This window comes from Vibrio sp. 1727, from assembly GCF_033344415.1.
Taxonomy (GTDB): Bacteria; Pseudomonadota; Gammaproteobacteria; order Enterobacterales; family Vibrionaceae; genus Vibrio; species Vibrio alginolyticus.
On the sequence record NZ_JAWPOT010000032.1, the window covers coordinates 15,267 to 28,400 of the forward strand.

Annotated in this window: 8 protein-coding genes; 4 read left to right on the forward strand and 4 right to left on the reverse strand. The window is 45.1% G+C overall.

The features are described 5' to 3' along the window. Window positions 1–395 precede the first annotated feature (395 nt). Together rne and R8O10_RS21780 are read left to right on the forward strand one after the other, a co-directional pair. Window positions 396–3,470, forward strand: a complete 3,075-nt coding sequence (rne, locus tag R8O10_RS21775) for a ribonuclease E (protein WP_193837603.1) — start codon at window positions 396–398, stop codon at window positions 3,468–3,470. Between the two features lie 332 nt (window positions 3,471–3,802). After that, window positions 3,803–5,362 (forward strand): SulP family inorganic anion transporter, encoded by a 1,560-nt coding sequence (locus R8O10_RS21780; protein ID WP_005380840.1) that lies wholly within the window; start codon window positions 3,803–3,805, stop codon window positions 5,360–5,362. Window positions 5,363–5,422: 60 nt separating this feature from the next. On the opposite strand, the gene R8O10_RS21785 is transcribed toward R8O10_RS21780, so the two are convergent. Continuing rightward, on the reverse strand, window positions 5,423–5,872 hold the full coding sequence (locus tag R8O10_RS21785) for a low molecular weight protein-tyrosine-phosphatase (RefSeq protein ID WP_176311094.1): 450 nt from the start codon (window positions 5,870–5,872) through the stop codon (window positions 5,423–5,425). 117 nt (window positions 5,873–5,989) lie between these two features. Here R8O10_RS21785 and cobO point away from each other — a divergent pair, with 117 nt between their 5' ends. Then, window positions 5,990–6,595, forward strand: a complete 606-nt coding sequence (gene cobO, locus R8O10_RS21790) for a cob(I)yrinic acid a,c-diamide adenosyltransferase (protein ID WP_005380837.1) — start codon at window positions 5,990–5,992, stop codon at window positions 6,593–6,595. Window positions 6,596–6,657: 62 nt separating this feature from the next. On the opposite strand, the gene R8O10_RS21795 is transcribed toward cobO, so the two are convergent. The 3 genes from R8O10_RS21795 to apbC all read right to left on the reverse strand — a co-directional run bounded on the left by R8O10_RS21795 (window position 6,658) and on the right by apbC (window position 10,832). After that, window positions 6,658–8,745 carry an AsmA family protein gene (locus R8O10_RS21795; protein WP_318191727.1) on the reverse strand — a complete coding sequence of 696 codons (2,088 nt, stop codon included), beginning with the start codon at window positions 8,743–8,745 and terminating at the stop codon, window positions 6,658–6,660. Between the two features lie 188 nt (window positions 8,746–8,933). After that, window positions 8,934–9,575, reverse strand: coding sequence for a uridine kinase (gene udk, locus R8O10_RS21800; RefSeq protein ID WP_005380833.1), 642 nt, complete (start codon window positions 9,573–9,575; stop codon window positions 8,934–8,936). A gap of 180 nt (window positions 9,576–9,755) precedes the next feature. Further along, window positions 9,756–10,832, reverse strand: coding sequence for an iron-sulfur cluster carrier protein ApbC (gene apbC / locus R8O10_RS21805; protein WP_262592379.1), 1,077 nt, complete (start codon window positions 10,830–10,832; stop codon window positions 9,756–9,758). Between the two features lie 162 nt (window positions 10,833–10,994). On the opposite strand from apbC, the gene metG reads away from it, so the two are divergent. Next, window positions 10,995–13,070, forward strand: coding sequence for a methionine--tRNA ligase (gene metG, locus R8O10_RS21810; protein WP_308386778.1), 2,076 nt, complete (start codon window positions 10,995–10,997; stop codon window positions 13,068–13,070). Window positions 13,071–13,134 lie beyond the last annotated feature (64 nt).

Here is a 13,134-nt window from a genome sequence, read left to right on the forward strand (position 1 = left end):
AGATTGCTGATAGCCACGCGCACTGCTATAGTTCACAGCTGCTAAGGAAGGTTTGGTTACATTTTATTCATTACCAATCATTTATCCTCAAGCAATGTGAGTAGATCGTTGAAGGTCGAGTGCAGCATTGGCGTGAGACACATCGAATTCAACACTCTTGCCACCCTACTCCTCGCATATTCACGTTGAGTACCTACCGCCCAAATAGCGGGTCACAAGTCTACGTTTCCAACAGAAACCACAAGAGGCTTGTGATGACTGAAGTGCCCGAGAGCATCCCCTTCCAGCCGGGAGGCTGCAAAATACAAGCCATGGGATCAGGCACCGTGAAAGAGCGAAAAAACAGTGGCAAGTCGACAAGAAAGATATAAAAGAAAAGACAACGAGAATTTTCAATGAAAAGAATGTTAATTAACGCAACTCAAAAAGAAGAGTTGCGTGTCGCTCTGGTTGATGGCCAGCGACTTTTCGATCTTGATATCGAGAGTCCAGGTCATGAATCTAAAAAAGCGAATATCTACAAAGGACGTATCACACGTATCGAACCAAGCTTAGAAGCCGCATTTGTTGATTACGGCGCCGAGCGTCACGGTTTCCTCCCTCTCAAAGAAATTGCCCGCGAATATTTCCCTGAAGGTTACACCTACCAAGGTCGTCCAAGCATCAAAGAAGTGCTAACGGAAGGCCAAGAAGTTATCGTTCAAGTGGAAAAAGAAGAACGTGGAAGCAAGGGCGCAGCTCTTACTACTTTCATTTCTCTTGCTGGTAGTTACCTTGTTCTGATGCCTAACAACCCTCGTGCTGGCGGTATTTCTCGTCGAATCGAAGGTGACGAGCGTACTCAACTAAAAGCCGCATTAAGTACTTTGGAACTGCCTCAGGGCATGGGCCTAATCGTACGTACTGCTGGCGTTGGCAAGAGTGCTGAAGAGCTTGAGTGGGATTTGAATGTACTACTTAACCACTGGGGTGCAATCAAAGGTGCAGCGGACTCTAACCCTGCTCCATTCTTAATCCACCAAGAAAGTAACGTTATCGTTCGTGCAATCCGTGACTATTTGCGTCGTGATATTGGCGAAATCTTAATTGATAGCAACACCATCTACGAACGTGCAAAAGAGCACATTCAATTGGTGCGCCCTGATTTCCTTAACCGCGTTAAGAAATATGAAGGTGAAGTTCCACTATTCAGCCACTACCAAATCGAAAGCCAAATTGAATCGGCTTTCCAACGTGAAGTGCGTCTGCCATCTGGTGGTTCTATTGTTATTGACCCGACTGAAGCACTAACGTCTATCGATATCAACTCTGCTCGTGCAACCAAGGGCGGCGATATTGAAGAAACAGCTCTAAACACGAACCTAGAAGCAGCCGACGAAATTGCTCGCCAATTGCGTCTACGTGACTTAGGTGGCTTAGTGGTTATCGACTTTATCGATATGACCCCAGTTCGTCACCAACGAGAAGTAGAAAACCGTCTACGTGAAGCCGTTCGCCTTGACCGCGCTCGTGTACAAATCGGTCGTATTTCTCGCTTTGGTTTGTTGGAGATGTCACGCCAGCGCTTGAGCCCTTCTCTTGCAGAAGCAAGCCATCACATCTGTCCTCGCTGTAGCGGAACTGGTGTCGTTCGCGACAACGAATCTCTAGCACTTTCTGTACTTCGTTTAATTGAAGAGGAAGCGCTAAAAGACAATACAGCACAAGTACTTGCAGTCGTACCTGTACCAATCGCCTCTTACTTATTGAACGAAAAACGTCGTTCAGTAAACCATATCGAACGCATTCAAGAAGTGAAAATTACGGTTGTTCCTAACTCTGATATGGAAACACCGCACTTTGAAGTTATCCGTGTTCGTGAAGGCGAAGAGTTCGATCTGATATCTTACTTACTTCCTAAGAAACTGGAAGCAATGAAAGAAGCAGAAGGTAAAGAGCCAGCGGAAGTTGACGTAAAACCAAAACGAATTGAAGAGCCAGTTCTTAAAGGCTTTGCTGCTCCGTCTCAAACCGCACCTGCACCAGCAGCTAAACCAGCTCCTGAGGCGAAGAAGAAAGAACAAAATGTTGAACAAGAAGAGAAACCTGGATTGTTCAGCCGTCTGTTTAAAGCACTTGGTAGCTTCCTATTCGGTGGTTCTGAAGAAACAAAAGAAGAACAGAAACCTCAGGAAGAGAAAAAACCAAATCGCGATAATCGACGTAATAAGCGTGATCGCAACGATCGTCGTCGCAATAACAACCAGCGCGATAATCGTGATAACCGCGACAATCGCGATAACCGACGTCGTCGTAAGCCTCGTGATGAGCAAGCGAATGAGCAAAACGAAGCTCAACAACAAACCAATAAACAGCAAAACCGCAACCAAAAGCGTAAGCCTAAAGCTCAACAAGCAGACAAAGCCCAAGAGCAAAAAGCAAATGCAAAAGTAGCGGAAAAAGGCCTGCAGCTAGCGGCGGAAGCTCGAACTGAAACAAAACCAGAAGAGAGCAAACCAAAGCAACAAAACGCGAAAGCAGAAAAAGTGAAGGAGCGTCGCCAACGTCGCAAACTGAACAAGTCTGTACGTGTTAAAGACCAAGAAGCGGTTGAGAGGAAAGCCGAAGAAACAGCGGTTAAGACTCAAGAAACGGTTGAAACCAAAGTTGAGAAGCCAACAGAAGCAGCGGTAGAAGCACAGCAAGACAACAAGCAAGCAGAGTCTAAGCAACGTCGTAATCGTCGTTCGCCACGTCACCTGCGTGCAAGCGGCCAGCGTCGTCGCCGTGGCCGTGATCGCCGCCCTAACCCGTTCCGCCTACGTAAGGGAGGTGTCGCTTCTCCTGAAATGGCTATGGGTAAAGTAATGCCACGTTACATTCCGAAACCAGCACCTAAGAAGGAAGAGCGAGTTAAGGAAGAAGCTGTAGCAGCAGTACCTACAATCCAAGGTGGCTTTGCGTGTCCAGAAATGGCAATGGGTAAAGTGATTATTCGTCGCGAGCAACCTGTCGTAACAGATGCTCCAGTTGTTGAACACAAGGTTCAAGAAACCGTTGAAGCGAAAGTTGAATCTCCAGCAGTAGAAGCACCTGTTGTGGAAGCAGTAATCGCAGAAAAAACTGAATCGGCAGTAGTAGAAACAGCCTCTGTAGAGCCTATCGTTGAAACTCCTGCAACTGAACATGCTGAACCGGTTGATGCCATTGTAGAAACGGCACCAGCTGAAGAGCCTGTGGTTGAAGCAGCAAAAGAGATTGCAGCCGAAGCGCCAGTAGCTAAACCAGAGCCTAAAGTCGAAGCCATCAAAGTTGCTGCTAAGCTAAACGCTAGCGCACCGATGACAAAAGCACCTGGCCCTCAAGAGCTACGCGAAATCACGGTTGCAGCAGCACCGTTCAAAACCGAACGTTACCAAGCTAAAGGTGCGGGTAGCCAAGTGGCTAAAAACCGCGCATCGGCAGAGATGACAAAGCCTAACTTTAACTAGGCTAAATCATTACGTTCAACTGCTTAACGGCATAAATAAATTAAAGGCTACCATCTGGTAGCCTTTTTTATCTTCATATCTGCCCAATAAATTGTTCATATAAATACCAATTCGCGATCACATTTGTACGCCATTATTCGTATCATTCTTGAACTTAATCACACTTTTCGGTAGCATGCGCCGACTCAAGTTTTCGACACCATTCTGATGCTGCTCTTTTAATACTACGGTTTACACTGCAATGTTTGATTAGAAATCAACCACTCAGTGGCTTGTGCAAATACGAATATGTGTCGGGTTTAACTCATTGCAAAGAGAACTTAAAAACAAACATGTTCGAATTTCCCCAATTTTCTAAGCACTCCGTAAAAAATGATGTGCTATCAGGCTTAACCGTTGCGCTAGCATTGGTTCCTGAAGCTGTCGCATTTGCGTTCGTCGCAGGCGTAGATCCGATGGTCGGTCTTTACGCTGCATTCATCGTTGGTCTTATTACTTCCATTTTCGGTGGTCGTCCCGGCATGATCTCTGGTGCAACAGGTGCCATGGCAGTCGTAATGGTTTCGCTTGTCGCGACTCACGGTGTCCAGTACCTATTCGCAGCCATCATGCTCGCTGGTATTCTTCAAATTGCCGCTGGTATGTTTAAATTGGGTAAGTTCATCCGTATCGTACCTCACCCTGTGATGATCGGTTTTGTGAACGGTCTGGCTATTGTTATCTTCCTAGCTCAGTTGGGTCAGTTTAAAGCGCCTGACATCAACGGCATGCTTACTTGGCTACCACAAGACCAGATGCTGCTAATGCTTGGTTTGGTTGCGCTGACTATGGCAATCATTCACTTTCTACCAAAAATCACAACAGCTGTACCCTCTTCACTTGTTGCGATCGTAACGGTGACGGCTTTAGTGGTTGGCTTGGATCTGGAAACTCGCACTGTTGTTGACTTCCTGCGTACAATGTCTGGAGATGAAGCTGCAACACTCGCAGGTTCACTACCAACCTTCTCTATTCCTGCGGTACCATTTACACTAGAGACACTACAAATCATTCTTCCATACGCGATCATTCTCGCGGCCATTGGTCTAATTGAATCTCTACTAACACTGACAGTTTTAGATGAGATGACGAATACTCGTGGTCAATCTAACCGCGAATGTATCGGTCAAGGTATGGCAAACATGACGTGTTCTGTGTTTGGCGCAATGGGTGGTTGTGCGATGATTGGTCAGTCGATGATCAACGTAAACTCAGGTGGTCGCGGCCGTCTATCTGGTATCGTTGCGGCTATCGCTCTATTGATGTTTATCTTATTCGCTTCTTCGCTAATTGAAATGATCCCACTCGCTGCTCTGGTTGGTGTGATGTTCATGGTTGTCATTGGTACATTCGAATGGGCAACATTTAAGCTAGCACGCCGCGTACCGAAGCAAGACTTCTTCGTTATTGTTCTTGTGACCGTTGTTACTGTTCTTACTGACCTTGCTGTTGCCGTAGCGGTTGGTGTTATCGTTTCTGCATTAATGTTTGCATGGCAACACGCTAAGCACATCTATGCCGACACGTGCTTAAACGAGGAAGGTTCAAAAGAGTACAAGATTCACGGCCCTATTTTCTTTGGCTCTGCGGCTAACTTCCTGGAGTTGTTTAACGCGCCTGAAGATCCAAAAGATGTGATTGTCGATTTTGCAGACTCTCGCGTGACAGATCACTCTGCAATTGAAGCCATTGAAACACTGGCTGAGCGTTACAATGCTCAAGGTAAAACGCTGCACCTTCGTCACCTAAGCCCAGATTGTCGTAAACTTTTGGACAAAGCTGGCAGCTTGGTTGAAATTAACGTGAAGGAAGACCCAAGCTACAAAGTCGCAACCGACATACTAGCGGGTTAACACGAATAAAAAGGGATGAGCTGAGCTCATCCCTTTTTCTATTGTCTTCAAGCCCGGCGATTATAGCTTCTTCAAAATAGCATCTGATGCCTCTTCGATTAAATCAAGCACCAGTTCAAAGCCATCTTCCCCACCATAGTATGGATCAGGGACTTCGTCGTAACCTGACCCAGAATGACTTAAAAATAACGATACTTTGTGTCGATACTTCAACGGACAAATATCCAATAAATCGGCCAAATTTGCTTTATCTGCGGCTAATATAAGGTCAAACTTTTCAAAGTCATCAATGGTGACTTGGCGCGCTTGCATTCCTCTAAAAGAATAGCCTCGCAGCTTTCCTGCTGCCATCGCTCTTGAATCCGGTCGGTTTCCTGCGTGGTAGCCAATTGTACCTGCCGACTCAACCTCTACTTCAACGCCTAGCTTTTGAGCTTTCGCTCTTAACACTGCCTCTCCAGTTGGTGACCGACAAATGTTTCCCATACAAACAACAAGTATTTTCTTCATTTTATTCCCTGAATTATCGGTGGTTTTTCTTCACGATATGTTGGTCTATCATAGCGAGATAAATCAATGAACCCAAATTAGCTTGGGCACAGCACGAAAAGGAATTGAGGAAGTATTATGTCTATCGAAGAAAATAAAGAAGCACGCCATAAAGCTCGCCAACAAAAAGTCAAAGAACAGGTAGACGCAAAAATCGCTGCTGCTCAAGAGGAAAAAGGTCTGCTACTGATCATTACCGGAAATGGTAAAGGTAAATCGACATCAGGATTCGGTACGATCGCACGCGCAGTGGGTCATGGTTTGAATTGTGCTGTCGCGCAGTTTATTAAAGGTACTTGGGACAACGGTGAGCGCAACCTACTTGAGAAACTCGGCGTTGAATTCCAAGTAATGGCGACCGGCTTTACATGGGAAACTCAAAACAAAGCCGCTGATACCGAAGCAGCGCAAGGCGTATGGCAAGAATGTAAACGCATGCTGCAAGACGACTCTATCGATGTCATCTTGTTTGACGAGCTAACTTATATGGTGAGCTACGGCTACATCGACTTAGACGAAGTGGTCGAAGCGCTGAGCAACCGACCTAAAATGCAGTCGGTTATTATTACTGGGCGTGGCGCACATCGAACCCTGATTGAAATGGCCGATACCGTTTCTGAAGTGAAAAATGTAAAGCACGCATTTGAATCTGGCGTAAAAGCCCTCAAAGGCGTCGATTGGTAACACTCGCAGAGTAATTTAAAAAGGGTTGGCAAAATGCCAACCCTTTTGGTTTTCACGCACGGTTAGTTGAAAAGATTCTTCAATAAACCATCGACCGCATCTTTGGTTTTCTCGTCTTTGATTTTGTCCGTTAGCTTCTCCACGCCACGATCGATTTCTTTTTGAGCTTTCTGCTTCAGAACATCATCGAATACGAGCTTGAATTTAGGTTCTGCCCACTTACCAGACACATTGATTGGAATCGTGATGTCTTTCAGCTCATCTATATCTTTACCGCCCTGGCCTTCTAGGCTGCCTACAACTGACGTGCTGATAGTAAAGTCGACTGTTTCATTGATGTAGTTTGCGGTACCTTTACCACGAACACGTAACAATGGAGACTGAGCTTGCATATTATCCGTTGATACTACACCTTTGTTGAGTTTCAATGTCGCCGTCATCGCACTGAAGTCTGTTTTCTTAGCTTCATTGGTGCCTTCAACTTTTTGCCCTTTAAATTTCGCATAGTTTTCACGAATCAACTGAGCAACGTTGATGCCATTCACCGCACCGTCAGCAAAATTGATAACAACCGTACCAGATAGATTCTTCTTGATACCGGTAGGCGTGAGACTCTTACCTGTAACATTCACATCAATGTTACCTGTCCCTTCAAGTTTGTCGTTTTCAGCAACGTCTATAAGTAGCGGTTGAACTTTCACGCCTTTGATTGACTTTTTAACACTGTAAGTCGCTGGTGATTGGCGTGCATCTAACTTCGCTGTCGCTGAGATTGAGCCTTGGTACAACTTCGAACTAAAAGATGTAAGCTCAAACACGCCACGATTTACAGTGAAGCTCGTTTTTACCGCTTCCATCTTCGCATTTGCCGCTTTGAATTTGTCGATGGTAATGTCACCCTTTACATCTAACGTTTTCAACGCAGACAAATCAGGCTCAACCTCAGGTCCGGCAGGAGCACTCTCGCCACCAGAAGCAGGCTTATTACCTTCGGCAGCTTGCTTATCTAACCCTAAGAACTCATCAAGATCGATATTGGGGCTATGGAGAGCAAAGCGTACTTTAGGAATATCACCGAGTGTCACATCTGCCTTACCATCTAGGGCGATAGCATTCGCTGTTAACTTCTCTAGAACAAAACTCAGATGGTTTTTCGTTAGGTCGAAAGACAGATCAGACACCATGTCGAATTTCATCGGGGACTGAGGTAAGGCATCACCCTCAAAAGTCGATTTAAGAGTTAACTTATCCAACTGTACTTTGCTGATAGCCTTGTCCAAGCTAAGTTGACCAGCACCCTGCATATCTAACTTCATACCACCAGCGTCACCCTTAATGGCATAAGTCAGGTTATTTACTTTATCGAATTCAAACGTGTCTAAACCGATCGTTGCCGATTCAATTTTATTGGCAGGGTCAGAGTATGTCGCATCAAAGTTGATGTTCTTTAGCGCGTAGTTTGCCAAACCTTTTTCTAGCTTAAAGTCTGCCTGACCTTTCGCGGTGAACTTTTGGTCGTTCATTTCGCCCTTCACGCCAAAATCAGCCGTTGTCCAGTTGTCAAAAGCGAATTCGGAAAGGTTTAATGAAATATCATAAAGTTTGGTGTAACTACCGGCTTGCTTATCCTGCATTTCTAATGAACCGTTAGAAACAGTAACGCCAGCAAGATTAATACTCCAATCAGAACCAGAAGTTTGCGTTTCACCATTTTGCGTAGGCGCAGCATTGCTCTCTTGTTCTGCTTGTTGTGTTTGGGCTTTCGTCAATGCATCAATATTCTTGCTGCCATCTTTCTTGGTTTCAATGTAGGACTCAGCACCATCAAGCGTGACGTTTCCAATTTCAAGCTGCTGACTAAAAAGTGGCATAACAGAGATGTCTACACCAACGGTATCAACTTTGAATAAATTGGGTTTACTAAAGCCTTGTGGATTTCGCAATTCTGTATGTCCCAACTCAAAGCCAATCGATGGGAAAAATTGCCAACTGATATCCCCTTCAATCACCAACTCTAATCCCGTTTGCTTTTGCGCTTGCTCAACAATAAGGGGTTTAAACTGATTCGGATTGACGAAGATGGTTAACGCTAAAATTGCGACCAAAATGACCACAATCGGTATTGCTAGAATTAAGAGCAGTTTCTTCATTTGTTTTTCCTTGCTCGAGTGTTTTTACAATTATAAGCGCAGACTCCATTTACCGCTGACAGTTCCACAAAAGCGTGAAAAGTGTCTGGTTTTAACCTGCAACTGACTAATTTAAAAACAAAAAAAGAAGTGGCACTTAAGGTGCCACTTCTTCTCTTAAAAATAAAGCGATATAGCCGTCTATAGGCTTAAGCTTTCAAAAGTCTTGCAATGTGAGCTTTTAATACATCAATTGCGATACGGTTTTTACCACCGCGAGGAACAATAATGTCCGCATATTGCTTAGAAGGTTCGATAAACTGCATGAACATCGGACGTACTGTTTGTTGGTATTGCTTAAGAACAGACTCCATAGTTCGGCCTCGTTCTTCCACATCACGCTTAACACGGCGAAGCAAGCAAATATCTAACGGTGTGTCCATAAATACTGTCGCATGCATCAAATCACGAAGACGAGGGTCTGTAAGAAGAAGGATACCTTCTAGAATGATCACCTTTTTAGGTGTCATTGTGGTGGTGTTAATTGTTCTTGTGTGCTCAGTGTAGCTGTACTCAGGCACTTCTACTGCTTCACCACGTACCAATTTTTCTAGGTGCTCACACAGTAGGTCGTGGTCCAACGCACTCGGGTGATCGTAGTTCGTCTTTACTCGCTCTTCCATGCTTAGGTGGCTTTGGTCGTTGTAGTAGCAATCTTCCGTGATGACACCGATTTGATGATCGCCTACTTTCGCGCGAAGCTCATTATAAATAGTGCTCGCGATCAGACTTTTTCCAGAAGCAGAAGCGCCAGCAATACCTACGATGACGCATTGATTATTATCAGACATTAGTTTGCACCCGATGATGATTTCTAGTCACATAAAAAGATAAACTGCCTGATTATAGGGAGTTCACCCCATAGTTACTAGTTGGAATTAGGGTTTAGTCATAAGTTTCTGCCTGCTCAGAGGATTAACCTCCGAGCAAACGTTAAAATGTGCAATTATCAACCAGCAGGCATAGTAAACTTAGTTCACCATTGTAAAGCTAATCGCATCTGGTTTTGCTTTGCCTTGCCAAAACATCGTGCTACATACGCGATCGGCAAGTTGCTTATAATACCCTGCATGCTCACTTTCTGGGCGTCTTGCTACCGTTGGCACGCCAGCGTCAATATCTTCTCGCATAGAGATATGAAGCGGAATTTGTCCTAACAATGCTAAGCCAAATTCTTGCGACATTTTTTCAGCTCCGCCCATACCAAAAATATGCTCTTTCGCGCCACATTGACTACAAATGTGATAACTCATGTTTTCCACAACACCAATAACCGGGACATGGACTTTGTTAAACATTGCCGCTCCCTTCCTTGCATCGGCAAGGGCTAAATCTTGCGGTGTTGTGACTAGCACGCTACCTGTTACCGGAATTTGTTGTGACAGAGTCAATTGAATATCCCCCGTACCTGGCGGCATATCAATCACCAAATAATCCAAATCTGGCCAATCTGTTTCAGTTAATAACTGCGACAATGCTTTTGAAGCCATTGGACCGCGCCATATCGCCGCTTCTAATTTATCCACCAAATAACCGATAGAATGAGTATAGATGCCGTGAGCAAAAATGGGTTCCATCCACTTGCCATCACGAACTTCTGGTTTAGCATCTTCTTGCCCCAACATCATAGGTACAGACGGACCATAGATATCTGCATCCAACAATCCCACTTTCGCCCCAGATTGAGCAATCGCCAACGCTAAGTTAACTGCGGTAGTAGATTTACCAACGCCACCTTTCGCAGAACTGACGGCAATGATGTTCTTAACACCCTTAACCGAGTGAGCCACTTGAGTTTCTAAAGCTTTAACTCCAAGGCGAATATTAAATGGGAATTCAGCCACTTTACCCGAGGCTTGCTGCTGTTTGATCCAGTCATGCAGTACGGTTTGAAGCTCATTACTTGCGAATGGCAACGTTATATCAATAGAACCCTGTGTCGTAATCGAAATTGCGCCATGAATATCTGCCCAGTTTTCCACCAACTGTGGATGTTGGAATTGGTTAAACCAGTGACAAAAATCTTGTTTTGAAGTGAACTGATGCATAAGCCCTCCTTTTAGATGTCATGCTACCACCGTCCAGGCTCAACCAGAACCCCAAAAAAACTAAGGCATTCCGCAGTTTGACACCTTGGAGTTAGTCAGTTCATGGGGTAGTATTATCCATCAAAATTTATTTATACCTATCAAGAAAAGCGAATATTAAGTATGGCAAACGATCCAAAAAACTTTCCGTCAAGGAAAATGCTGGTAACTTGTGCCCTTCCGTACGCTAACGGTTCGATCCACCTTGGTCATATGCTTGAGCATATCCAAGCGGACATTTGGGTTCGTTACCAACGCCTACGCGGCAACACTGTAAACTTCATCTGTGCTGACGATGCTCACGGCACGCCAATCATGCTTAAAGCGCAACAGATGGGTATTACTCCTGAAGAAATGATTGCCGCAGTTAGCGAAGAGCACCAAAAAGACTTCGCTGGATTTGATATCAGCTTTGATAACTACCACAGCACACACTCAGATGAGAACCGTGAGCTAGCGTCACACATTTATCTTGAGTTGAAGAAAAATGGCTTTATCTCTAGCCGAACTATCTCTCAGCTGTTCGATCCAGAAAAAGAGATGTTCTTACCGGACCGTTTCGTAAAAGGTACCTGTCCAAAATGTAAGTCTGAAGACCAGTACGGTGACAACTGTGACAACTGTGGTGAGACTTACAGCCCAACAGAACTGATCAATCCTAAATCTGCGGTTTCTGGTGCGACGCCAGTAATGAAAGATTCTGAGCACTTCTTCTTCGACCTGCCTCAGTTTGAAAGCATGCTAAAAGAGTGGACTCGCTCTGGCTCGCTACAAGCTGAAACAGCGAACAAAATGCAAGAATGGTTCGAATCTGGTTTGCAGCAATGGGATATCTCACGTGATGCGCCATACTTTGGCTTCGAAATCCCAGGAGAGAAGAACAAATTCTTCTACGTATGGCTAGACGCACCTATCGGCTACATGGGCTCTTTCAAAAATCTATGTGACAAGCGCGACGACCTAGATTTCGACGAGTACTGGAAGAAAGACAGCTCAGCAGAGCTGTACCACTTCATCGGTAAAGACATCGTTTACTTCCACAGCCTATTTTGGCCAGCAATGCTAGAAGGTTCTGGCTTCCGCAAGCCTAACAACGTATTCGTACACGGTTACGTAACCGTAAACGGCGCGAAAATGTCGAAGTCTAAAGGTACGTTCGTAAAAGCAAGCACTTACCTAGAGCACCTAGACCCTGAGTGTCTACGTTACTACTACGCTGCGAAGCTAAACAGCCGTATCGACGATCTAGATCTTAACCTTGAAGACTTCACTCAGCGCGTAAACGCTGACGTTGTTAACAAGATCGTTAACCTGGCATCTCGTAACGCAGGTTTCATCGCGAAACGTTTTGAAGGCAAACTGTCTGACAACTTTGCAGAGCCTGAACTTTACAACGAATTTGTTGCTGCTGCTGACCGTATCGCTGAGCTTTACGAAACGCGTGAGTTTGGTCGTGCAATCCGTGAAATCACGGCATTGGCAGACAAAGCTAACCAATACGTTGATGAAAAAGCACCGTGGGTTGTAGCAAAAGAAGAAGGCAAAGATCAGGAACTACAAGACATCTGTTCTGTCGGTATCAACCTATTCCGCGTACTGATGACTTACCTGAAACCAGTAATGCCATCGCTAGCTGCGCGTACTGAAGCGTTTCTAAACCAAGAGCTAACTTGGGAAAACATCGCTGCTCCACTAACAGGCCACGAGATCACTAAGTTCAAAGCACTGTTCAACCGTATCGATCCGAAGAGTGTTGAAGCGATGATCGAAGCGTCTAAAGAAGATGCGGCGGCAGAAATGGCGGCGAAAGAGAAAGCTGAAGCGGAAAAGAACAAGGCTAGCCAAACCGAGCTAGACAAAGAACCAATCGCTGAAGAGATTGAGTTCGATGCTTTTGCTGCAGTAGATATGCGTATCGCTCGTATCATCTCTTGTGAAGAAGTACCAAAAGCCAACAAACTGCTTAAGTTCCAATTGGACATCGGTGGTGAAACTCGTCAGGTATTCTCTGGCATCAAGTCAGCTTACAAACCTGAAGAGCTAGAAGGCAAGCTAACGGTAATGGTAGCAAACCTAAAACCTCGTAAGATGAAGTTTGGTATGTCTGAAGGTATGATCCTAGCGGCAGGCCCTGGTGGTAGCGACCTGTGGATCCTTGAGCCACACGAAGGCGCTCAACCTGGCATGCGCGTAATGTAAGTTGTAGCTTTACGATCAAATTTAAAAAGTCCTCGCCAGTTCAGCGGGGACTTTTTTTGACTGA

What these genes read in the sequence shown, in the direction of transcription:
- rne (WP_193837603.1), top strand. Translation starts at nt 396, where the DNA reads ATGAAAAGAATGTTAATTAACGCAACTCAAAAAGAAGAGTTGCGTGTC.
- R8O10_RS21780 (WP_005380840.1), top strand. Translation starts at nt 3,803, where the DNA reads ATGTTCGAATTTCCCCAATTTTCTAAGCACTCCGTAAAAAATGATGTG.
- R8O10_RS21785 (WP_176311094.1), bottom strand. Translation starts at nt 5,872, where the DNA reads ATGAAGAAAATACTTGTTGTTTGTATGGGAAACATTTGTCGGTCACCA.
- cobO (WP_005380837.1), top strand. Translation starts at nt 5,990, where the DNA reads ATGTCTATCGAAGAAAATAAAGAAGCACGCCATAAAGCTCGCCAACAA.
- R8O10_RS21795 (WP_318191727.1), bottom strand. Translation starts at nt 8,745, where the DNA reads ATGAAGAAACTGCTCTTAATTCTAGCAATACCGATTGTGGTCATTTTG.
- udk (WP_005380833.1), bottom strand. Translation starts at nt 9,575, where the DNA reads ATGTCTGATAATAATCAATGCGTCATCGTAGGTATTGCTGGCGCTTCT.
- apbC (WP_262592379.1), bottom strand. Translation starts at nt 10,832, where the DNA reads ATGCATCAGTTCACTTCAAAACAAGATTTTTGTCACTGGTTTAACCAA.
- metG (WP_308386778.1), top strand. Translation starts at nt 10,995, where the DNA reads ATGGCAAACGATCCAAAAAACTTTCCGTCAAGGAAAATGCTGGTAACT.